The sequence below is a fragment of the Pseudalkalibacillus salsuginis genome, from assembly GCF_021646685.1.
GTDB lineage: Bacteria > Bacillota > Bacilli > Bacillales > Fictibacillaceae > Pseudalkalibacillus > Pseudalkalibacillus salsuginis.
Map to the genome: position 1 here is coordinate 851,257 of NZ_JAKJHW010000001.1, position 21,198 is coordinate 872,454.

Genomic DNA, 21,198 nt, shown 5'->3' on the forward strand with positions numbered 1-21,198 from the left:
GTACGGTCCCCTCCGTTTACTGTTCTAATCAATCGTAAGTGTAAAAACCACGTCCTGTTTTGACGCCATAATGCCCTGCTTCAACCAACTTTCTCAGGATCTGCGGTGGACGGAACCGGTCTCCATACGCCTCCAGCATACCTTCACAAACGAACAACATTGTATCTAATCCTACATAATCCGCGAGTTGCAAGGGTCCCATCGGATAATTCAGCCCTAACCGGATCGCTTTATCAACATCACCAATAGAAGCGACACCCTCTTCATAAATGCGCATACATTCAAGCATATGAGCAGCTAATGCCCGTGTTGTAACGAATCCTTGCGTATCTTTCACAACAACCGTCTCTTTACCGATTTCTTCAGACACCAGTTCGATTACTTTGACCGTTTCATCACTCGTATCGATTCCTGTTACGATTTCAATCAGTTTCATGATCGGAGCAGGGTTAAACCAATGCATACCGATCACTCTTCCAGGACGTTCAGTGGCGGAGGCGATGGCTGTGACGCTAAGTTCAGAAGTATTGGTGGCGAGAATGGCATCTTTCGGGGCAAACTCATCCAGTTGTTTGAAGACGGCTTTTTTCAAGTCTAGATTCTCGGGCACAGCTTCGATGATCAGATCACTCTCAGAGCATGCTGAGTATAGCTCAAGTGTAGTAGAAATATTAGCGATGGCATTCGCTGCGTCCTGTGTTGAAAGATGACCCGACTTCTGTAATCGTCCCAAACTTTTCTGGATTTTTTCCATCCCTTTCTTCAGTGCATCCTCTGTGATATCCTGCATAATGACTTTTTTGCCTTTCATGGCCAGGACTTGGGCGATCCCATTTCCCATCAGCCCCGCACCGATGACCCCCACTTTTTTGATCATATTTTTACATATCCTCTCTATTTAGAAGTCGTTTCTAAATAATCCTTCAGCTGATCTCGTAATGTGCGTTTTAAGAACTTACCGACTGACGTCTTCGGAATTTCATCAAGGAAAACGATATCATCAGGAAGCCACCATTTAGCAAATTGAGGTCGTAAAAATTCCATCAGTTCATCTTTCGTCACTTTATCTTTCATCTCATCCTTCAATACGACGCATGCCAGTGGTCTTTCCTGCCATTCTCTATGGGGTACAGCAATGACGGTCGCCTCAAATACCGTCTCATGGGCCATCAATGCATTTTCGAGATCCACCGAGGAAATCCATTCCCCGCCACTCTTGATCAGGTCTTTCGTACGATCGATGATCTTGACGTTCCCTTCTTGATCGACCGTGGCCACATCCCCTGTATAGAGCCAACCATCTCGGAATGCTTCCTTTGTACGCTCATCCTTGTAATATTCATCGGCCACCCAATTGCCGCGAAGCAACAGTTCACCCATTTCCTTACTGTTCCATTCGACCTCACCGTCTTTACCGATTACCTTCATTTCGACACCTGGGACGACGTAACCCTGTTTACTACGAATATCGAGACGAACATCTTCAGGGCAGGATTCCTGGTAGCTTTTCAGGCGTGACAACGTTACCAGCGGGGTAGATTCCGTCATACCATAGGCGTGAATGAACGGAACTTTGTATTTCTCCTCAAATGTATGGATCATCGACTTAGGTGCGGCAGATCCCCCACATAAAATCCCTCTTAAGCTGCTCGTATCATAACTTCCATTTTCCAGTTCTTTTAAGAGCGCAATCCATATGGTTGGAACACCAGCTGCCAGTGTTACACGGTGATCATCAATCAATTCTGCTAAAATGGCTGGAGTCGGCATCGGCCCCGGAAGCACTTGTTCCGCTCCAAACCATACCGAAGCGAAAGGCAGCCCCCACGCATTCACATGAAACATCGGTACGACCGGCATCATCACATCAGATTCAGAGATTGCTGTACTGTCAGCAAGACCGAGTGCCATACTATGAAGGACGATGCCACGATGAGAATAGACAACACCCTTTGGATTGCCGGTTGTTGCCGAAGTAAAACACATACCTGCTGGATCATTCTCATCGATATCCTTCACAAATTCGAAGTTTTCGTCACCATTTACGAGGAATTCTTCATAATGATAGACATTACGCAGTTTTGTTTCAGGAAGTACATCCTCATCTGTCATGATGATGAAGGCTTGTACCGTCTTCAGCTTGGGCTGGACTTTTTCAATGAGTGGTACTAATTCGGCATCAATAAGGAGGACCTTGTCTTCAGCATGGTTGATGATATAGGAGATATGCTCTGAAGAAAGTCGGATGTTGATCGTATGCAGCACTCCTCCCATACCTGGGATTCCAAAATAGGCTTCAAGATGTCGGTGGTGATTCCATGCGAAAGTACCTACCCGATCACCTTTCCTCAAACCTAACTGTTTTAAAGCGCTGGACAATCTTCTAGTACGTACTGCCACTTCAGCATACGTAAGATTAGAAGTTACTTTGGCAGTCCTTGATGTTATTTCCTTTTGAGAGAAATACTTTTCGGCATGCTCTAGCATCCCTGGTACAGTCAATGGAATGTTCATCATATTAATTCCTCCCTTAAAATGTCTTTCCTATTAGACAAAGCGGGTTTCATATCCCCATTTCCTTCGCAATGATTGTTTTCATGATTTCATTTGTTCCTGCATAAATGGATGAAACCGGGATGTCCCTGTATCTTCTCGCAATCTCGTATTCTTCCATATATCCATAACCGCCATGAAGCTGCATACATTGGGCAGCGACATTCCGGGCCATCTCCGTCGTCCAATATTTGGCCATTGATACTTTCTTGACTACATTCTTTTTTTGGATATGCTGCTCGATAAGGTCGTCTAAGAATGTTCTGCCGATCTCCACCTCAGTAGCCATTTCTGCTAAACGAAACTGGACAGTTTGAAAATCACTGACCTTTCTACCAAAAGCATTTCTGTTCTTTACATATTCGATCGTCTGTTTTAGCATCACTTCCGCTGCTGTCACAGCTTCAATCGCTACAACCAGACGCTCCTGCTGAAGGTGTTGCATGAGGTAATAGAAGCCTTTCCCAGGTTCACCAAGCAAGTTGACTGCCGGAACCTTTGCATCTTCAAAAATCAACTCAGCCGTATCCTGACTGTGAAGCCCTACTTTGTCGAGCTTTTTCCCACGCTTGAACCCAACCGTATCCCGTTCAACAACAATCAGGCTGATCCCCTTGTGTGGCGGCTTAACTGTCGTATCAGTTTTACATACAACCATAATGAGATCAGCATGGATACCATTGGTGATGAAGGTTTTCTCTCCTTTTAAAATATAATGATCGCCGTCTTTCTGCGCTGTCATCCTGATTCCTGCGAGATCCGACCCTGCACCTGGTTCTGTCATGGCGATCGCCGTGATGATTTCACCGGTAATACACTTGGGCAGCCAGCAGTTCTTCTGTTCTTCAGTCCCGTATCCTTCAAGGTAAGGAATGACGATATCATTATGCAGCCCAATTCCGACCAGGCTTGACCCTACACGCTCCAATTCCTCTAAAATGACAACGGAGTAGGCAAAATCAGCATTCAAACCACCGTATGATTCGTCCACCCCTGGACCGAGGAAACCGTTCTCCCCCATCTTCTCCCAAAAACTTCGTGGAATGAGGCGATCCTTTTCCCAATCGTCATAAAAAGGGTACGCCTCCTTCAGTAGAAATTTCCGGAAAGCTTCCCGGAATATTTGGTGTTCATCTTGTAAATATCGTGCTGTCATTCAAATCCCCCTTTCAACTGTATTAAGGCATCTGTGTTTCAGCATCCCGGTTATATTGCTTTCTAAGCAGGTACTTTTGAATCTTACCGCTCGCATTCCGCGGCAATTCCTTTACGAAAATGTAGTTTCTCGGGCGTTTGAAGTCAGCAAGAGCTGTACTTGATTTGCAAAATTGCTCGAGTTCACCGTCGGTCAGACGCTCATCTTTTTTCACTATGACAGCGGTTACACGCTCGCCCCACTTTTCATCCGGGGTACCGAGTACAGCTACATCCAGAACCCCTTCATGTTCATAAAGCACATCTTCCACTTCTCTCGGGTAGACATTCTCACCACCTGTAATGATCATGTCATCTACCCGGTCAGCTACATAGAGATAACGATCCTCATCCATATAACCCAGGTCGCCAGAATGATACCATCCCTTATACATCGCCTTTTCCGTTGCTTCTTCGCGGTTGAAGTACCCGACCATCATGCTCGGTCCCCTGACGATGATTTCACCAACTTCACCAGGTGGCAGGATCTCTTCAGGCTCTGATGGTCCATGCTCATTTGGGCGTACTACACGGACCTCATGATTCAAACAAGCCCTCCCGGCAGAACCAGCCTTTGAAATTTGCTCGGCATTCGATAGAAACGTGATGGCTGGCCCCATCTCCGTCATTCCATATGCTTGTATGAGATCGATCCCTAATTTCTCTTTACATGCTCTGACGAGGGCAGGTGCCATAGGAGCAGCACCATATAAACCGAGACGCAGACTGCTGATGTCATAGGAAGTAAGATCTTGCTGAAGGATCATGTTCCACATGGTAGGAGCACCAAAAAACACTGAGATCTTTTCTTGATTGATGACTTGAAGGGCTTGTTGAGGCTTGAAATGATGGATGATGACATTGGTTGCCCCGACATGGACTCTTGGGAGGAAGCAACAATGAAGTTCTGCACAGTGGAACATCGGGGCTGCCACCAGTCCGCGGTCATTTTCAGTCAATTGCTTTACAGCAGCACAGACAATACTCTGCTCGACCATATCGCGATGCCGGTGCATGACGCCTTTTGGCCGCCCTGTGGTCCCACTCGTGTACATGATCGCATATAAGTCGTTTTCCCCAACTTCCACTTCCGGTGCTTTTGTCGAATATTCACGTACTCTATCATGATAATCAACCGCATAGGACGGACAATTATTGCTGATGCACCAAAAAGAGGTATCTGCTGCATGTTCATAAATGGCAGCAACATGCGGTTCGAGCATTTCTTCGAACAGGAAGACTGCCGGTTTTGCATCTTCAATGATATAGACTACCTCTTGTGCTTTTAGACGAAAATTGATCGGATTCAGTATTGCGCCAATTTTAGCGCATGCGAAAAATGCTGTTGCAAGCTCAGTTGTATTGAATAAGAAGGTTGAAACGCGATCACCCTTGCGTACACCTGACCCTATCAGAGCGTTTGCAAGTCGATTGACATTTTCATCCCATTCCTTATATGTCCACCTTTGATTGGTTGTAGTATCTACAAGTGCTTCTTTGTTCGGAAATTTTTGTACAGTCAATTCGAATAATTTCCCAATCGTTACATACATAAAGTCGTTCCTCCTCTTAATTTACATTGAATCAATTACATTCTGCCTGCGCACAGCTGTAAACCCGCAGACTTACCTCCTTTTCATACTATCTTCATTCCTTATATTCATTTCGTGATTTTTAAGCTATATCCTACTATTTTTTGAATTTTCACATAACAGAAAGGAAAAATTTATTTTAAAAAGGATTAATTGTCGAATGAACGGGGTACTAACTTTATAAACAAAACACTAGATAGTCTATAGCTCTTTTAAAAAGGCCGGCTTTTTTACTACAAAAAAATAATCGATAAACCAAACATTTGGATGGGAGGAATCTGAAATGAGTAGCCTAAAGCTACCTGTTTTCCACAATGGAGATTGGGTCAAGGGGAAAACGATCAATGATGAGATGATTCAAGGATTTATTCATTCGATTCATCCTGCAAACGGAACAGTAAAAATCACAGTTACGCAATCTGACAATAATCAAATCCTTGGAAAAGATATCGAAACATTTATTCACCGTATCACTCCGTTGACAGTGACAATCGATGATCAGGAGGTATTCCTTCAAAACCTCATTGACATTGCCCTATTGACGAAAGATAGAGAATGGTTCATGGAGATCTGGGATCGACTTGATGAACTCCGCAAAAACAAAGAACAAACATTACCATGCTAAAAGAAGACAGACAGACCTTCTAAGGAAAGGCTGTCTGTTTTTTATGTAGTTGACTAAACTTTGTTTCTAAATAGAATAGAGGCTGTCCTACTCGGCAGCCTCTTTCCTCTCTTTCACTTAAACTTTACTACGATTCCCTCCCCACAACCCTTTTCCATCAATATCCCTCTTTTCACTTCAGCCGCTTACTCCTTCTATTTTTTAGAATAAACTAATGAAGGATAACTTAGGTATCAAAGAGAATGTATTACTCAGCCTTTTAAGGAGGACTTGAATGAAAACGAACAAACTAGAACCTTTGAAAGCGGCGGCAGAGTTCCTTAACGTCCATTTTCCAGATTGCGATGCTGCTCTCTTGGCTGGAAGTGTTGTACGTGGAGAGGCTACTGAAACATCTGACCTTGATATTGTCATATTCGACCATAGCATCCCTTCCTCTTATCGACAATCGCTTATTGAATTTGGGTGGCCGATTGAAGTGTTCGTCCACAATTTGACCTCGTATGAACAATTCTTTAAGAGTGATTATGAACGGGCTAGACCTTCCATGCAAAGGATGATTTCAGAAGGTGTCATTTTAAAAGGGGACCCTATCATCGAACCGCTCAAAAAAGAAGCCCGAAGGATTTTGGATGATGGTCCAGAGGAATGGACAGAAGAGACGATCAAGTTCAAACGTTATTTCATAACCGATGCGCTGGAAGATTTCATCGGAAGTTCCAATAGAGCGGAAGAGATTTTTATTGCCAACACGTTAGCAGAATTAGTGAGTGAATTCGTATTAAGGACAAATCGGGAATGGATAGGCTCATCTAAGTGGATTGTCCGCGCATTGAATCAATATGACGAAGCCTTTACGATCCGGCTTATCGAAGCCTTTGATACCTTCTATAAAAAGGGGGATAAAAAACACGTCATTCAACTGGTTGATGATGTGTTGAAACCATTCGGCGGACGCTTGTTTGAAGGTTTCTCTTTGGGTAGGTAGATCTAGACTTTAGGAGGAGTATGAATTGTATGTACATATGAAAGGTGAAAAAGTGATTTTGCGAGATTTGACTTCAGATGATCTGGCGGATCTCTACTATTGGAAATATGAAGCCGAGGATCGGGAGCATTTGAAGTGGAACGGCCCTTATTACAAACTCCCAGAACTGGCGATGGACGAGTTTGCGAGTGGATATGAGAAAGCACTGTGCAAAGTGGGAACGGAAGAACCTAGGCAAATTCTTGTCATTGAAACAGAAGGAAAGCTGATTGGAACCGTCAACTGGTATTGGGAGGATGAAATCACCAATTGGCTCTCAAATGGAATTGTCATTTTCGATTCTAAGTATTGGTCAGGAGGTTACGGTACAGAAGCTTTCAAGTTATGGACTGACTATATTTTTAAAAGCATGGACGTTGTGAGGGTGGGAATATCCACATGGTCCGGGAACGTACGTATGATGAAACTGGCACGTAAAATAGGGATGATTGAAGAAGGACGGATTCGGAAAGCTCGGATTGTTGACGGTGAATATTATGATTCTATCAAAATGGGAATATTAAGAGAAGAATGGGAGCAACGACAGGAACCTGCTATATAACACCTTGATTGTTGTTATTTTTATGTATCTCTAGAACCACTGCCACATCAACTTCGAAGTCTTCAAGACTATTGATCCGCCTCCGTTTCTACGTTTGAAATTTACCAAAATCGGTAAAAAGAATAGTAGATTCAATATTTAGATTGGAGGCTTTGGTAATGAGATTCTCCGAAAAACTGAATGATTTACAGCAAAAGCGAACAGCAGGATCACAAAAGATCCTATCCTTGTATTTGAATACAGATCGAAGCAGTGCTGACCAACAAGGTGGCGAATGGAAAATCAAACTGAAAAACGGTCTAAACAAATTTGAAGAATACATTGATGAGATGGGTAATGATCACGATGAATTGAAGGGCTATAGAGAGTTGAAAGATAAGGTTTATAAAACGATTACCGGTCGAGAACGAGAACTGAAACGAAGCGTTGTTCTGTTTGCAACCCCTGATGAATCATTATGGGTTATGGAAGATTTGCAGGTACCGATCGAAACGTCATTCCATTGGGAAAAGGAGCCCGTACTTGATCAGCTTGAAGACTTGCAAAGCAGCTATCCTTACAGCGGGATTGTTGTCATCAATAAAGAAGATGCAACAGTACTGGAAACCGAAATGGGCGTTCTAGTCGATGAATTCCATTACACGTTCGATCCGGATACAGAGGATTGGCGGGAACATCAAGGTCCATTTGATGCCGCCATATCAGGCGCTAATACGAATAAAAGGGATGAATTCCAAGATCGCTTTGAGGCCAATCAGCAACGTTGGCTGAAGAACTTAAGTAATAAAGTCGAAAAAAAAGCGAAAAAGAATAAATGGCAGGAAACCTATTTAATGGGTGAAAAAGGGTACCTGAACGAATTTGAAAGCCAGTTATCGATTAAAAAAACGAAGAAGACAGGCAAAAACCCGAGCAAAATGGAACCAACTAAAATCATCGATCAAGTCATTGCTGGTTAAGCTCCAACCTTTGCTCCCCCTTAAGGTAAGATATAACGCGCAGGATTCCATTAAGGAACCTGCGCGGTTAATTATGGATCCAGACATTTGTACCAATCGGCACTAACCTGGACAATTCATTCACATCTTTGTTATACATTCTGATGCAGCCTTTTGAAACATCCTTTCCGATTGAAGATGGATCGTTTGTGCCATGAATGCCATAACCTGGCCTCGATAATCCCATCCACATCGTCCCATATGGCCCCCCAGGGTTCGGATGTTTGTTAATGATCGTATATTCACCGGTCGGTGTCGGGGTAAGCATCTTTCCTACAGCAATGGGATATGACTTGATGAGTTTACTAGCATCGAATAACTTCAATTGATGTTTCTTCAATGCAACATCAATCCAGTAAACCATATGTGCCCCTCCTGTTTTTCCTATCTATATGTTATGGAAAGGAGAATTATTTCTAGGAGGCACTTAATAACTTCTTCTGACTGAAATAGCATATGTGAAAATCTGAATAAGAGGCATAACCAATATGATAAGAATCGGGTAATAAGGCAACGCTTTCGAAACAAATGGGTAAAATAACATTAAACCTGTTACGATCGGCGTTCCGAACCACATGGCCAGATAGGAATTCCGGCAAGCTTTTCCGGTTATATACTTTTCACGCTCATCAGCTTCTTCAAGTTCAGGAGGTAATACCAATGCCTTCTTCCATGACTGGTGCTTCTTTTTATTTACCTTATAGGAAACGAACGTTAGTATCCCGCCTATGACAATTGCTACAAGGATCGGGATTGCTGAAATCGTTATTTCCCAGGATGGTTCAGGATTCCTTACAATCTCAGCAAATTGCACCTGTGCCTCATATAGCGCGATCATCCCCCACCCGAACAAAATGATGACGATGGTCGTCATGATTGCATTTCGCCAAATGTTCATTCATCTTCCTCCTCAAAAAAGATCTCTTCAATTGGTCGGTTAAAATACTTTGAGATTTTCATGGCTAAAAGCAATGAAGGAATATAACTTCCTTTTTCCAGTGCAGCAATCGTCTGTCTAGTGACATCAACCGCTTCCGCTAATTCTGACTGTGTGGTGTTGAACCTTGCCCGAAGCTCCTTTACTCGATTTGAAATTGTCATTTTAAACCATCTTTTCTTTTATTTGATAACTGTATTGTAAGGTTAACTTAACATTTTGTCAAGTCAACTTAACATAAGTGTACAGGTAATTTGCGAAATCATCGATATATTCCGCATTTGCACCGATAAATTTTTGATTTGCACCGAAATATTCTCCATTTGCTACGATATATTTCAAAATCGCACCGAAATCCCTTCTTCCCTTCCTCCATGCAAAAAAGCATGCAATCCAATGTGGATGGCATGCCCGTAAACTATATTACAACTCTGTTCTGATGTCCCATAGTTCTGGGAAGAAACGGTGGTCCAGCACTTTTTTCAAATAGGATACTCCAGATGATCCCCCTGTTCCCATTTTATGGCCAATGATCCGTTCGACCGTTTTCATATGACGGAATCGCCACTGCTGAAGCCAATCTTCAATATCAACCAATTTTTCTGCTAATTGATAAAGATTCCAATATTGATCTACATGACGGTATACTTCAACCCATGCGGCTTTTACTGACAAGTCTCCTTCATAGGTCACAGAAAAATCCCGCTTCAACAATTCTGGATTGATATCAAACCCGGCCTTTGAGAGTTGTTGTATCGCTACATCATAAATGCTCGGTGCTTCATACGCTTCCTTTAATCGGGAATGAAGCTCTGGGTCCTTCTGATAAATCCGCAGAACATGTGGTGTTTTATATCCGAGCGCGAACTCGATCATCCGGTATTGGTAAGATTGGAATCCAGACGCTTGCCCAAGCTTCTCACGGAACTCCAGATATTCGCTCGGCGTAAGCGTCGATAACACATCCCATGCCTGGATGATCTGTGATTGTACTTTTGAAACACGTGCGAGCATTTTAAAGGCAGGCTGTAACTCCCCTTCACGGATGGAATCAATTGCTGCATTCAGTTCATGTAAAATCATTTTCATCCATAACTCACTGACCTGGTGGATGACAATGAACAGCATTTCATCATGATGTCCGGATAATCTGGTTTGACTGGATAATAGACGATCGAGCTGTAAGTACTCACCGTATGTCATGTTGTTATCAAAATTAGTATGAATCCCCTTTTCAGTTACATATTTCCCGTTTCCATCTTCAAAGTTGTTCCCCATATTCACCACTCGCTTTCCCGTAAGATACTATATTACGCTACGACACCGCGTTTATTTTCAAACTGTTTGTATTCTTCTCCATCCATGATCCGTTTCAATATTTGAATAGCATTCCACACTTCTTCAAAGGTGTTGTATAATGCTGCTGGAGTCAATCGGATACCATTCGGGTTACGGAAATCAGGCATCACTTTATTTACCTTCAATGCTTTACAGATACGTGCTGCTTCTGGATGCTCCAAATAGACATGCCCGCCTCTGCGATGATCTTCTAAAGGGTTCCCGATGATAAACCTATGATCGGCTAATTCGGAAGTGATAAGCTCCATCATGTACTCTGTTAATTGCAGGGATTTTTTACGCAGCCGTTCAATTCCTGCTTCCTGAAAAATTTCCAATGATCCTAACAATGGTGCCAAACTCAACATATGAGGTGTGCCGATTTGGAATGCCCCAGCCGATCGTGCTGGAGTCAATTGATGATCCATATCAAACTGCTTGTCTTTATCCGAGCTGAACCATCCAGTGAGTCCGGGCGTTTTCCCGACATGTTTTTCATTTATATAGATTCCAGCGACACTACCTGGCCCAGCATTGACATATTTATAATTGCACCAAAACGCAAAATCTGCTCCCCAATCATTCAAAGCATGAGGCATCGCCCCGACCGAATGGCATAAATCGAATCCAATGATGATACCGCGTTTATGTGCTTCTGCTGTCAATCGCTTCATATCAAGCAATTGTCCACTACGATACATGACGCTCGGCAGCATGATCAATGCTACTTCATCTGTCATTGCTTCGATGATGTCATCTTCTTCTACAATTCTCCCATCACGGCTTTTGACACGGACCAGATGTTCACCAGGATCATACCCCTTCAATTTCAATTGGCTCTGGAGTGCAAAAATGTCAGAAGGGAAAGTCAGTTCATCGGCTAAAATTTTCGTCTTTTTTCCAGAAGGGTGATAAAACGTTGAAACCAGTTGATGAAGGTTGACCGTCGTGGATCCTGTTGCAATTACTTCTTCAGGCTTTCCACCGACAAGCGGAGCCGACATTCCCCCTAATTTTTCAGACATGTAAAACCATGGTTGCTTCCCTTCGGTCCAACCATCAATCCCATATTCCTTCCAAGACTCAAGAATTTCAGCAAGGGCTGTTTCTGAACGCCTGGATAAAAGACCGAGTGAATTCCCAATAAAATAAATCGTATCTTCTTTTACATAAAATTCATCACGAAAGGATGAGAGCTCATCCTGTTGATCAAGCTTTTTCGCATAATCCAAAGAGATATCAAATGACTGATTGCCCATAGGATATCGACTCCTTTAATAGGTTGTTAATTTTACTATACCTTCATTAATGACAAAGTGTCAATGACATTATGTCATTGACAACATCTTCCCTAATGATTAGAATAAAGGCACATAAAATAAAGGGATGAAATCGTATGAATTTGAAGAACCAAGAACTCACAAGCCGACAACATAGGTCGATCCAAACACGTAAAAACCTGCTGAAAGCTGCTGAATACATATTCATCGATCAGGGCTTTCAGAAAACGACCATCACCCAAATCATCAGAAAAGCTGATACTGGCTATGGTACCGCTTATGTCCATTTCAAAAACAAAGATGACATCCTGGTTGAGCTCATGGAAGACGTCATGCAGAAGTTTCATGATATTGCAGAGCTTCCCTTCCAACCGGAATCTGTAGAAGAAGCAGAACAACTCATCCAAAAACAAACAGGAATGTTTTTAGAAATGGCCCAAAAAGCGGATCAGATTCTGAAGGTAGTCGAGGAAGCGATTGGTGCATCACTCCCTGTGCAAAACAAATGGAAGCAAATCCGGGAGCGTTTCATCAAAGGGATTACGAATGACATTACGTATACTCAACAAAAAGGGTTAGCCCGTAAAGATGTCGATGCAAATCTCGTAGCAAGAGGTTGGTTCTTTTCAAATGAGATGTATTTATGGGAAATCGTCCGCGGCGAAAATCAATCTTCCGTGAAAGAAATTGTTCATAACCTCACAGCGATGTATGTCAAAGGATTATATATCAGAAGCTAAAAAGAGCTAAGAATTGAACTTCTAAGCTCTTTTTTCTATTTCTATCCTTTTTTCATTTTTCAAGAACTACTAGTCACGTAAAGAAGAAATTACAAAAAGAGTACCGCTAGAAAGTAATACAGTGGAACGATCCTTATATTGAACACGACAAGTGGGCTCACTTACCAGAGGCAGTGAAAACGAGGAATTCGAATTTCAACCACCTGGCATTTTTTAAGGACTTGAAGGAACAGAAAAAGGTGGTATCATGTCTTATAAGAAAGTGAGTACAAAAATGGGACGGGGTGCCCCTGGTATCAGCCCTTTCGGGGACATGGTTCGGAACGATCTTTCATTGGGACTCACATTCATCAGCTAAAAAGTAAATGTCCTTTTCATCATAAAGACCATTCTGGTGATGAACATCAACACCTTTAGGGTTTTACGGTATTGCGCATAGGGAAATGAACAATATCGCCGAGACGGAGGTTATGGATATGAAGGGAATAGCAGTAGACACCAGCATTCATTGTCATACAGAATACTCTACTCTAAAAAAAGTGCTTACGGTAAAACCGACCTTTATGAAGATTACAGAAACAATCAATGAAACTCAAAAACACTATAAAGCATCGAACATCGATACTTCAATTGCTATACAACAACATGATGCGTTTATAAATGTGCTGAATGAACAGAATATTGAAGTCATCGCACTTCCTGCTAATCCCAAGCTGCATGAACAGGTCTTTACAAGGGACATTGCATTTGCAATTCAAGATCAGCTATTCGTCGGCTCGATGAGTGAACAGGTTCGCAAGGACGAAACAGCTATTCTTAAAACCTGGTTACAGGAGAACTCATTGACTTATCAAGAAGGACTTCCTAAGTCCATTGAAGGTGGCGATGTCATGATCGACGGCTCAACCATCTGGGTTGGAAAGAGTGGGCGAACATCTTATGAATCAATCGAATATCTTCAAAGCCGTCTCCCTTCCTTCAACGTGGAATCCTTGACACTACCGAGGGATATCCTCCACCTTGATTGTGTATTCAACATCATCAGTGAACATACCGCACTCCTTTATCCTCCTGCTTTTATACCGGAGGATTTGAAAAAAATCAAATCCCATTTCGATATCATCCCTGTTACGAAAGAAGAGCAATTTCACATGGGTCCGAACGTTCTTCCCATCGGTAATAGAAAAGTCATCAGCCTTTCCCAGAATGAAAGGTTGAACAAGATAATGGAATCAAAAGGATATCGAATTCTTCCAGTCGACTTCTCTGAAATCATCAAGTCAGGTGGATCGTTCAGATGCTGTACCCTTCCACTAGAAAGAGAATAATGAAAAAGACTCTCCCAAAAGCCTTACTTAGGAGAGTCTTATTTATTGTATTGTGAAAATTGCTATGAATGCTTACGGCTTTTCTGATTTTAATGATATGCCCTTAAATGGACTATCAATTCCAAATGTCATCCAATTTATCACTATAGAAATTAATAGCTTTCTTGTAATCTAAAATTTCCCTATTTCCAGTAGTTTCTATTAAGGTCTTTAGAAGGATCTCCATAGAACTTTTATGTTCTTTCAAGTTATACAGCCTCATTGAATAGAATACTTGCATTGCTTTGTTGTTCGTATTTTAGTAGTAGAAGTTATTTAAAGTTTCATTTTCAAACCCTCATGTGTTGCTTTAAAACCCAACCGCTCATAAAAACGCAAAGCATCTTTACGTTTTTTATCTGTTGTTAGTTGAACCAAGTGGCAACCACGTTCCTTTGCACGATTAATTGCCCATCTTATAAGTTCAGTTCCTATCCCTCTACCACGTTCAGAAGATGATGTTCTCACCCCTTCAATAGTAGCTCTCCATCCCCCTTGATGTGTTAAATACGGTGTAAATGTAATTTGTTGGACACCGATAATTTCATTTTCACAACAAGCTACTACCAACTCATTGTTAGGGTCAGATGAAATAGCATGAAACGCTTTTATGTAACAATTTGGAAGAGGTTGTTCGTAACGCTCCCTTTTACTACCTAAAGCATCATCAGCAAGCATTTCTACAATTCTTTCTAAATCCTGTTCAGTAGCTATTCTAAACTTTATTTCTCTATCCAATTATTTGCCCCCCTTTTATCGGGGCGTAATTCAGATTATTGAATTACGCTCCGAGTACTCTATATACTTGGAACAAAGGATTGATCCCGAACGACTACAGTTTCTGGGGCAAATCTTATTAAAATATTACTGTTTCCTAAACCTTGAAACCTAGAGTCCCAGTTTTTTTCATCTGACCCTAGATAACGCTTCAGTAAGCGTGTTGCAATTCCTTTATCAAAAGCCTCTACTGTAGCCCGGCCTCTAAACCCTGCATGTAATACTTTTCCTGTTGCAGGGTCAAAATCCACTACCCCAATTGCACATTCAGGGTTTTCTTCTATTCGACTTGGAAAGCTGTCTGAGGATGGGGTTCCTATAATATAAATACATTCATCCTCCCAATAGAACCATACAGGGGATTCCCTTGGCCCTTCCTTTGATAAAGTAGATAGGTGTGCAAACAAGGGTTTCTTAAGAAATTCATCTAAGTTAAAACTTCTAGTTCCTTCTATAACCTTCATTCCAGTACTTCCTTTCAAAATCTTAATAATACTCTTCTTATCATTAGGAAATATCGTCCACCTAATTTAATACCAATTATTTCAAATGTTCATGAATAGCTCAACTGTTTTTTTAAAACTAAAGATTCCATTAAAAGTTGTGGACAGCAGAAACCCTCTTCTACAGAGTTACTGGTGCAATTTAAAACGATTAAATTAATATAATTATCAGGTTGATTTTATAGAGAATCAAAATATATTAATATTTATGATATATCAACCAAATTTCTTTAGTAGTGGATTACTTTTAAAATTGTACGTATTCATAAAGATCCCTGCACAAATAAATAACGATCCGATAATAATACTAATTGTTATCTTCTCCCCAAGTTGCAACCATCCAAAAATAATAGCCAATATAGGGACAAACATTAATGCCATAGATGCTTTTGATGCATCAATTTTAGTTAATATCCAAAACCAAACTACAAATGTAAAGGCAGTAGAAAATAAACCATTAAAAACTACTGATAAGATTGCTTTATTAGACCATTCGATTGTATGGTTTGGTTCTAATATGATAGAGAAAATGAATAAAAATAGTGTTCCTATAATAAGTTGCCAGGCATTCATATGAATAATATCTATATTTTTAAGCTTTAGTTTGCTAAAAACATTTGCTGATCCCCAACTAAGGGCCGAAATCAATATTAATAACTCTCCAAATACTACTTTTGTATCAAACTTAATCACTTCTAATCCAATAATAAATAAAAGGCCGATAAGACCAAATATTAGCCCAATCATTTTATAAGCATTAATTCTCTCATTCAATTTAAAATGGCTGATAATGGTGACAAAAATAGGCATGGTATATACCAAAACGGAAGTTTTTCCTGAATCTACAAATTGCATACCATAAGTTAATATCCCCATATAGCCTATAGCCATTAAAAAGCTTATAATCAAATAGTTTTTTAAATTCTCTTTACCTACAAAGAGTCTTTTTCTTTGTATCATGAGAATGATAAATAAAGGAAGCGCCCCTATTAATAAACGTAAAGATGAAAATAAAAACGGAGGGATGTCACTAATTGCTATTTTCATCGTAACCCATGTATATCCCCAAACGAGAGTAACGGAAATGATTCCTAAGAAAACTTTGAACATATAAATTATCCCCTTTCACTTTATATAGGTTAACAATATGTTATATTTATATATAACTGAAATACATTTTTTTCATAAAGGGGATAACCAATTGGTTATGAATATGAACAACCTAAGGATATTTATGAAGGTCGCAGAAAAAATGAATATTACAGAAGCTTCTAAAGAGTTATTTATCTCACAACCAGCAGTAAGTAAGGCGATTAAAAATCTAGAAAAGTCCCTAAATATTAAATTGTTCATCAGGGATAAACAAAATGGCTTAATACTTACTGAAGCGGGGAAAGAAGTTTTAATTTTGGCGAGGCAAATGGAGGTTATTGAGAACAAAATATATCAAGTTGCTGATCAAGAAAATAAACTTCTAAGGGGAAAGATCAAAGTAGGCTCTTTTCCTGCTGTATCAACCATTATTTTGCCCAAGACCATCTCATTATTCAGGTCAAAATATCCATTAATTAATATAGAATTAGTAGAAGGGACTTCTAACCAAATTAAAGAATGGGTCGAGGACCGAACTGTTGATATGGGTATCGTTGCATCTCCCTTTGAACCGTATGAATTTGAAATATTGAACACTGATTATATGGTCGCAATTATTCCTGAAAATCATAGATTAAATCAAGAAAAAAAGATTGAATTAGAAAAATATCAGAATGAAATTATTTTTTGTAAAGGTGGACACGAAATCGCGATATCAAAAACATTTCAAAAGAATAATATTGAGTTAAAAGAGAATCTGACAGTCCAAAATGCTGAAACTTTAATTAATATGGTCAAAAATAACCTAGGTATAGGTATTATTTCAAGTTTCACTCTGTCTTCAGTTACTCATAACCTAATCATAAAAGATATCAATCCAAGAATAACTCGTGATATCGGTATAATCGCACATTCATTTGATGAAGTAACACCCGCAACAAAAGAATTCATTAACATCCTAAATCAAGTTCATAAATCTGAGCTTTTTCGGCCCTAGAGATTTTAGAATCAACCAATGAAAAAGACCAACCAGAATTAGATTTCTGATTGACCTTATAATACGATGTCTTTATTAAATAGTACATTCGAATTCCAAAAGTTATCCAAGCCAACCAAGCTATTAAATCAAAAAAAAATGAAGTTCAGTCAGCTGTCTGAGCATATAAAAAATGAAATAGATGTATAATTGCCGAAATATCCTCCTCTCACTTTTAGCTCCTTTAGTACCTACAGGACATCACTTCGAACTAAATCAATGTGTTGCCGCCACAGGAGGACTGAAGTGATCCAAGTGGTTGGGCGTTGGAGCTGGACATCACATCACCGCAACCAAAATTTTTATACTTTCTTATCCTCGAACAAAGAGTGCAGCCCAATATTCTTGGATTGCACCCGATTTCCAGGCAAGTAGATCAATCATAGTTGGTTGGGGAGGTTCCGATTCATCGTGTACATCCCTTACCAAAGACCTATAAACCTTCCCCAAAGTCTAAGGTTCTTCCTGTTTCCACCAAAGACTTTATGTTATTCAAAATCATCCACCAGGCCTTGTCGCTGTTCTCATAATGAGGATCACCTTCTTTCCACTGGTCATGGATAAGGGTCAATTTCGTGCATGAACCAACAGGCTCCAGATGATAAGAAATTCTTGACTCGAATTTCTGATCATCTTTCATATATGCATTTCCGGTATAGTGTGTAAATCGAAGGACTTGATTCGGTTCATATTCCAATACATTTCCGTATACATGCACCGTCTCATTCCCGTCCACTCCAGGACCGACATATTCCAAGGGATCGCCCTCTTGAAATGTAGATCTGATGACGCTTCCATAAAAAATTTGTTTTGTACCCTCAGGAGAGACCAATGTCTTCCAAACGTCCTCTGGTGTACCTGCGATATAAAATTGATACTTCAAATCCTTCATCATTTTTGTGCCTCCTATAAATTCTATTCCCTACATGTACATCATAAAAAAACTTCACTGACAAATACGGTCAGTGAAGTTAAGTATTTTGGTAATGACTGAATAATTCAAAACTGATCGTCGCCAATTTTTCCTGTAATAAATTTGGTTCCAAAATAGTAATGGATTTACCATAGGGGAGGAGAAAGTAAGGTATCAAGGTGTTTATCGACTCTAAATCGACCTTAAAATGAGCTTGGTTATTGGAACGTTCTATTAGTGCATGACCAAACATCCAATGCTGACACAAGTCATCGAGCACATGTGTCATGCCTTGAATTTTGACGGAAATGAGTTTGTCAAGTTGATTTGAATCAGGCAAAAGGCCTTTCAGGAAAAAAGAACGAGCTGAAAATCCTAAAGGTCGCTCAAATGTGTTATCAGTTCTGGATAATGCCTTTATACGATTGATTCGAAAACTTCGAATTTCTTGACGCAGATGGCAATATGCGACTGTGTACCATTTACCTTTCCAATATACAATCCCATAAGGATCAATATAACGCGATAGTGGTTCAGTTTCTCCACCTTTATGATAATCAATAAATAACGTAGAACTTTCGGCAACAGAAATTTCTAAATCTTGGAGGGTAGATTTCATTGATGATTCGACAGGAGGATGGATGAATTCAAAGCCTTCTGAATGGCGATTGATATGATCCAATTGTTCCTCGTTTGTATACATTTTCAACTTAGAAACAGCTTCATCCAATGCTTCACTAAAGGGATACCCCGCATCTATGGCAAAATTCGCAGCATGAATAAGCGCTTTCTGTTCATCCAGATTAAAAAACAGTGGCGCTTTTGTAAAGTTATCGAGCAAACGATACCCACCATTATGTCCGGCATCTGAAATGATTGGTACACCACTTGCACACAGCGTATCAATATAGCGGTAAACCGTACGTATACTGATCTCTAGTTCCTCTGCCAACTCCTTGGCGGTCATTTGTTTTCTCGTATTAAGGAGCCATAGTATAGAAAGCATGTTAACCATTTTAGACATTCTGAGGTATTCCTTTCTCGAAGATTCAAGTTAACCATTCTGGTATGAAATATAAACCTTTTGAAAAAATGTTCATAATTCATAAGAACTTCAATTCCTCTCTTCACTTTTCAATTCGATATAGGATTTACATCACCTTCCATATCCTGACTGAAACTTACTAAATTAAATGCATAAATTCAAAAAAAGTCGGGTAAAGAGGTTACTACATTTCTTAAGGAAGGTGTGTACATTATTGAGATTACCTGAATCTATGATGAAATACAAAAAGATGTCCAAAAGGCAACGGTGGAAGGAACTGAGATCCACCATGTGGTACACACCAGGAATCTATATCTTGCTATCGATGGGTTTAGCAGTCTTCACCCTAAACCTAGATCTTAGTCTTGACATCAGCCAATACATTCCTATCAAATGGAGTTCGAAAGCTGCGCTGACCAGAATACTTGTCAGCACGTTGATCGGAGGAATTCTTACTCTCAGCGCCTTCACCTTCAACTCGCTTTTAGTAGTACTGACAACTTTCAGTGGACAATTTTCACCTCGAATGTTGTTAAATTTCGTGGCGGATAAGAAAACTCAGCACGTACTTGGGATTTTCAATGGAAGTTTCGTTTATGTCCTACTCGTTTTCTTATTCATAAGCAATAACGATAACGAATTATATTTTGCCATACCCATCACAACAGTAACAGTGGCCTTTTTCACCGCTGTCACATTCATTTATTTCATCAATCATGCGACCACCTGGATGCAAGTCCATAACATTACGGATAATATGAAAAATATTTCTAAAAAGATCATTACTTTTTCTCTTTTAAAAGATATAGAACCTTACAGAATCACTGAAAATACGAAATTGAATGATAAAGAATATCCGAAAGACGGCCATGTGATCGTATCAAAGGAATCGGGCTATATCCAACTCGTCGATTATCCTAAATTGATTGAAATGGCCACAAAGGATAATGTAGTTGTACGCTTTGAATATAGTGTCGGCGAGTATGTCTTGACAGGCACTCCGATCCTGACTTACTGGAAGGAAGAAGATACTGCAATCAAAGAACATGATTATTTGAAGACACTGGAAATAGGACATAAACAAACGGAAATTCAAGACCTTGAATTCGGTGTAAACAAATTATCTGAGATTGCGATTAAGGCGCTCGGGAATAATGATCCTAAAACAGCTGCAAATACGATCCACCAAATGTCTGAATTGCTACAAATTATAGCGAAACTAACCCACTTCTCTCCTTTCTTGGTCGACAAAGATAAAAATATACGAGTCATTTTGAAGGAAGAAGATTTTGAATTTTATTTGTATAAGGGATTCGGTTATATCCGGCATTATGCCAATGAAAACTGGGTCATCATTACTGACATCATCGCTTCCCTGACGACATTGGCAAAATCAATGGACGAACGATTTCATGATGATTTATGGAGTTTCGCTGTACAAACTGCAAAGGGAGTCGCAAAAAATGAAATCTACCGTCTCGACCGGAAATTTCTGCTGGATCACTTATCCAATCTGGCCACAGCCACCAATCGGGAATCTGAGTATAGAAAAGTAGAACAAGAATATTTGAGCGAAACATAAAAAAGTGCAGCTGATCGACAGCTGCACTTTTTTTGGT

Annotated in this window: 22 protein-coding genes and 1 pseudogene; 8 read left to right on the plus strand and 15 right to left on the minus strand. The window is 40.2% G+C overall.

Features of this window, described 5'->3' with window-relative positions; all coding sequences use genetic code 11:
* Positions 1-28 precede the first annotated feature (28 nt).
* Genes L1611_RS04290 through L1611_RS04305 form a run of 4 tightly spaced genes read right to left on the minus strand, consistent with a single transcriptional unit; the run spans position 29 to position 5,300 of the window.
* On the minus strand, positions 29-877 hold the full coding sequence (locus L1611_RS04290) for a 3-hydroxyacyl-CoA dehydrogenase family protein (RefSeq protein WP_236311849.1): 849 nt from the start codon (positions 875-877) through the stop codon (positions 29-31).
* Positions 878-894: 17 nt separating this feature from the next.
* Positions 895-2,517 (minus strand): long-chain fatty acid--CoA ligase, encoded by a 1,623-nt coding sequence (locus L1611_RS04295; RefSeq protein WP_236311850.1) that lies wholly within the window; start codon positions 2,515-2,517, stop codon positions 895-897.
* A gap of 46 nt (positions 2,518-2,563) precedes the next feature.
* The gene (locus tag L1611_RS04300; RefSeq protein ID WP_236311851.1) at positions 2,564-3,709 is read right to left on the minus strand and encodes an acyl-CoA dehydrogenase family protein; all 1,146 of its coding nucleotides are present in this window, start codon (positions 3,707-3,709) and stop codon (positions 2,564-2,566) included.
* Positions 3,710-3,731: 22 nt separating this feature from the next.
* Entirely contained in the window at positions 3,732-5,300 is a 1,569-nt protein-coding gene (locus L1611_RS04305) for a fatty acid--CoA ligase (protein ID WP_236311852.1), read from the minus strand.
* Between the two features lie 322 nt (positions 5,301-5,622).
* Between L1611_RS04305 and L1611_RS04310 the strand changes: the two genes are divergently transcribed.
* The 4 genes from L1611_RS04310 (at position 5,623) to L1611_RS04325 (ending at position 8,512) form a co-directional block, all read left to right on the plus strand.
* Entirely contained in the window at positions 5,623-5,964 is a 342-nt protein-coding gene (locus tag L1611_RS04310) for a hypothetical protein (RefSeq protein ID WP_236311853.1), read from the plus strand.
* A 274-nt stretch (positions 5,965-6,238) separates the two neighbouring features.
* The gene (locus L1611_RS04315; RefSeq protein ID WP_236311854.1) at positions 6,239-6,952 is read left to right on the plus strand and encodes a nucleotidyltransferase domain-containing protein; all 714 of its coding nucleotides are present in this window, start codon (positions 6,239-6,241) and stop codon (positions 6,950-6,952) included.
* A 25-nt stretch (positions 6,953-6,977) separates the two neighbouring features.
* Positions 6,978-7,553 (plus strand): GNAT family N-acetyltransferase, encoded by a 576-nt coding sequence (locus L1611_RS04320; protein WP_236311855.1) that lies wholly within the window; start codon positions 6,978-6,980, stop codon positions 7,551-7,553.
* Positions 7,554-7,711: 158 nt separating this feature from the next.
* Entirely contained in the window at positions 7,712-8,512 is an 801-nt protein-coding gene (locus tag L1611_RS04325; RefSeq protein ID WP_236311856.1) for a VLRF1 family aeRF1-type release factor, read from the plus strand.
* A 67-nt stretch (positions 8,513-8,579) separates the two neighbouring features.
* Here L1611_RS04325 and L1611_RS04330 read toward each other — a convergent pair whose 3' ends face one another.
* The 5 genes from L1611_RS04330 to kynU form a co-directional block, all read right to left on the minus strand.
* Entirely contained in the window at positions 8,580-8,915 is a 336-nt protein-coding gene (locus L1611_RS04330) for a L,D-transpeptidase (protein ID WP_236311857.1), read from the minus strand.
* Positions 8,916-8,978: 63 nt separating this feature from the next.
* Positions 8,979-9,449 (minus strand): hypothetical protein, encoded by a 471-nt coding sequence (locus L1611_RS04335; protein ID WP_236311858.1) that lies wholly within the window; start codon positions 9,447-9,449, stop codon positions 8,979-8,981.
* On the minus strand, positions 9,446-9,652 hold the full coding sequence (locus L1611_RS04340) for a helix-turn-helix transcriptional regulator (protein WP_236311859.1): 207 nt from the start codon (positions 9,650-9,652) through the stop codon (positions 9,446-9,448). The genes L1611_RS04335 and L1611_RS04340 overlap by 4 nt, the downstream gene beginning before the upstream one ends.
* 259 nt (positions 9,653-9,911) lie before the next feature.
* The gene (gene kynA / locus L1611_RS04345; protein WP_236311860.1) at positions 9,912-10,766 is read right to left on the minus strand and encodes a tryptophan 2,3-dioxygenase; all 855 of its coding nucleotides are present in this window, start codon (positions 10,764-10,766) and stop codon (positions 9,912-9,914) included.
* Positions 10,767-10,798: 32 nt separating this feature from the next.
* Positions 10,799-12,085 (minus strand): kynureninase, encoded by a 1,287-nt coding sequence (kynU, locus tag L1611_RS04350; RefSeq protein WP_236311861.1) that lies wholly within the window; start codon positions 12,083-12,085, stop codon positions 10,799-10,801.
* A gap of 143 nt (positions 12,086-12,228) precedes the next feature.
* Here kynU and L1611_RS04355 point away from each other — a divergent pair, with 143 nt between their 5' ends.
* Positions 12,229-12,846, plus strand: coding sequence for a TetR/AcrR family transcriptional regulator (locus L1611_RS04355; RefSeq protein WP_236312036.1), 618 nt, complete (start codon positions 12,229-12,231; stop codon positions 12,844-12,846).
* A gap of 476 nt (positions 12,847-13,322) precedes the next feature.
* Positions 13,323-14,174 carry a dimethylarginine dimethylaminohydrolase family protein gene (locus L1611_RS04360; RefSeq protein ID WP_236311862.1) on the plus strand — a complete coding sequence of 284 codons (852 nt, stop codon included), beginning with the start codon at positions 13,323-13,325 and terminating at the stop codon, positions 14,172-14,174.
* Positions 14,175-14,289: 115 nt separating this feature from the next.
* Here L1611_RS04360 and L1611_RS21005 read toward each other — a convergent pair.
* The 4 genes and pseudogenes from L1611_RS21005 to L1611_RS04375 all read right to left on the minus strand — a co-directional run.
* Positions 14,290-14,466, minus strand: a pseudogene (locus L1611_RS21005) (tetratricopeptide repeat protein); the annotation flags it as partial.
* 23 nt (positions 14,467-14,489) lie between these two features.
* Positions 14,490-14,951 (minus strand): GNAT family N-acetyltransferase, encoded by a 462-nt coding sequence (locus L1611_RS04365; protein WP_236311863.1) that lies wholly within the window; start codon positions 14,949-14,951, stop codon positions 14,490-14,492.
* A 59-nt stretch (positions 14,952-15,010) separates the two neighbouring features.
* Positions 15,011-15,454 carry a pyridoxamine 5'-phosphate oxidase family protein gene (locus L1611_RS04370; RefSeq protein WP_236311864.1) on the minus strand — a complete coding sequence of 148 codons (444 nt, stop codon included), beginning with the start codon at positions 15,452-15,454 and terminating at the stop codon, positions 15,011-15,013.
* 255 nt (positions 15,455-15,709) lie between these two features.
* Positions 15,710-16,603: a DMT family transporter gene (locus L1611_RS04375; RefSeq protein ID WP_236311865.1), complete on the minus strand. Its 894-nt coding sequence runs from the start codon at positions 16,601-16,603 to the stop codon at positions 15,710-15,712.
* Positions 16,604-16,694: 91 nt separating this feature from the next.
* Between L1611_RS04375 and L1611_RS04380 the strand changes: the two genes are divergently transcribed.
* Complete coding sequence (locus L1611_RS04380) at positions 16,695-17,582, plus strand: LysR family transcriptional regulator (RefSeq protein ID WP_236311866.1); 888 nt, start codon at positions 16,695-16,697, stop codon at positions 17,580-17,582.
* Positions 17,583-18,054: 472 nt separating this feature from the next.
* Here the strand turns inward: L1611_RS04380 and L1611_RS04385 are convergent, their stop codons facing one another.
* Complete coding sequence (locus L1611_RS04385; RefSeq protein WP_236312037.1) at positions 18,055-18,513, minus strand: SRPBCC family protein; 459 nt, start codon at positions 18,511-18,513, stop codon at positions 18,055-18,057.
* A 79-nt stretch (positions 18,514-18,592) separates the two neighbouring features.
* Positions 18,593-19,558 (minus strand): helix-turn-helix transcriptional regulator, encoded by a 966-nt coding sequence (locus L1611_RS04390; protein WP_236311867.1) that lies wholly within the window; start codon positions 19,556-19,558, stop codon positions 18,593-18,595.
* Between the two features lie 235 nt (positions 19,559-19,793).
* Here L1611_RS04390 and L1611_RS04395 point away from each other — a divergent pair, with 235 nt between their 5' ends.
* Entirely contained in the window at positions 19,794-21,161 is a 1,368-nt protein-coding gene (locus L1611_RS04395; RefSeq protein ID WP_236311868.1) for a DUF2254 domain-containing protein, read from the plus strand.
* Positions 21,162-21,198 lie beyond the last annotated feature (37 nt).

Excerpts from the sequence above, each read along its gene's own strand:
- L1611_RS04290 (WP_236311849.1), bottom strand. The coding sequence starts at position 877 with ATGATCAAAAAAGTGGGGGTCATCGGTGCGGGGCTGATGGGAAATGGG.
- L1611_RS04295 (WP_236311850.1), bottom strand. The coding sequence starts at position 2,517 with ATGATGAACATTCCATTGACTGTACCAGGGATGCTAGAGCATGCCGAA.
- L1611_RS04300 (WP_236311851.1), bottom strand. The coding sequence starts at position 3,709 with ATGACAGCACGATATTTACAAGATGAACACCAAATATTCCGGGAAGCT.
- L1611_RS04305 (WP_236311852.1), bottom strand. The coding sequence starts at position 5,300 with ATGTATGTAACGATTGGGAAATTATTCGAATTGACTGTACAAAAATTT.
- L1611_RS04310 (WP_236311853.1), top strand. The coding sequence starts at position 5,623 with ATGAGTAGCCTAAAGCTACCTGTTTTCCACAATGGAGATTGGGTCAAG.
- L1611_RS04315 (WP_236311854.1), top strand. The coding sequence starts at position 6,239 with ATGAAAACGAACAAACTAGAACCTTTGAAAGCGGCGGCAGAGTTCCTT.
- L1611_RS04325 (WP_236311856.1), top strand. The coding sequence starts at position 7,712 with ATGAGATTCTCCGAAAAACTGAATGATTTACAGCAAAAGCGAACAGCA.
- L1611_RS04330 (WP_236311857.1), bottom strand. The coding sequence starts at position 8,915 with ATGGTTTACTGGATTGATGTTGCATTGAAGAAACATCAATTGAAGTTA.
- L1611_RS04335 (WP_236311858.1), bottom strand. The coding sequence starts at position 9,449 with ATGAACATTTGGCGAAATGCAATCATGACGACCATCGTCATCATTTTG.
- L1611_RS04340 (WP_236311859.1), bottom strand. The coding sequence starts at position 9,652 with ATGACAATTTCAAATCGAGTAAAGGAGCTTCGGGCAAGGTTCAACACC.
- kynA (WP_236311860.1), bottom strand. The coding sequence starts at position 10,766 with ATGGGGAACAACTTTGAAGATGGAAACGGGAAATATGTAACTGAAAAG.
- kynU (WP_236311861.1), bottom strand. The coding sequence starts at position 12,085 with ATGGGCAATCAGTCATTTGATATCTCTTTGGATTATGCGAAAAAGCTT.
- L1611_RS04360 (WP_236311862.1), top strand. The coding sequence starts at position 13,323 with ATGAAGGGAATAGCAGTAGACACCAGCATTCATTGTCATACAGAATAC.
- L1611_RS04370 (WP_236311864.1), bottom strand. The coding sequence starts at position 15,454 with ATGAAGGTTATAGAAGGAACTAGAAGTTTTAACTTAGATGAATTTCTT.
- L1611_RS04375 (WP_236311865.1), bottom strand. The coding sequence starts at position 16,603 with ATGTTCAAAGTTTTCTTAGGAATCATTTCCGTTACTCTCGTTTGGGGA.
- L1611_RS04385 (WP_236312037.1), bottom strand. The coding sequence starts at position 18,513 with ATGAAGGATTTGAAGTATCAATTTTATATCGCAGGTACACCAGAGGAC.
- L1611_RS04390 (WP_236311867.1), bottom strand. The coding sequence starts at position 19,558 with ATGTCTAAAATGGTTAACATGCTTTCTATACTATGGCTCCTTAATACG.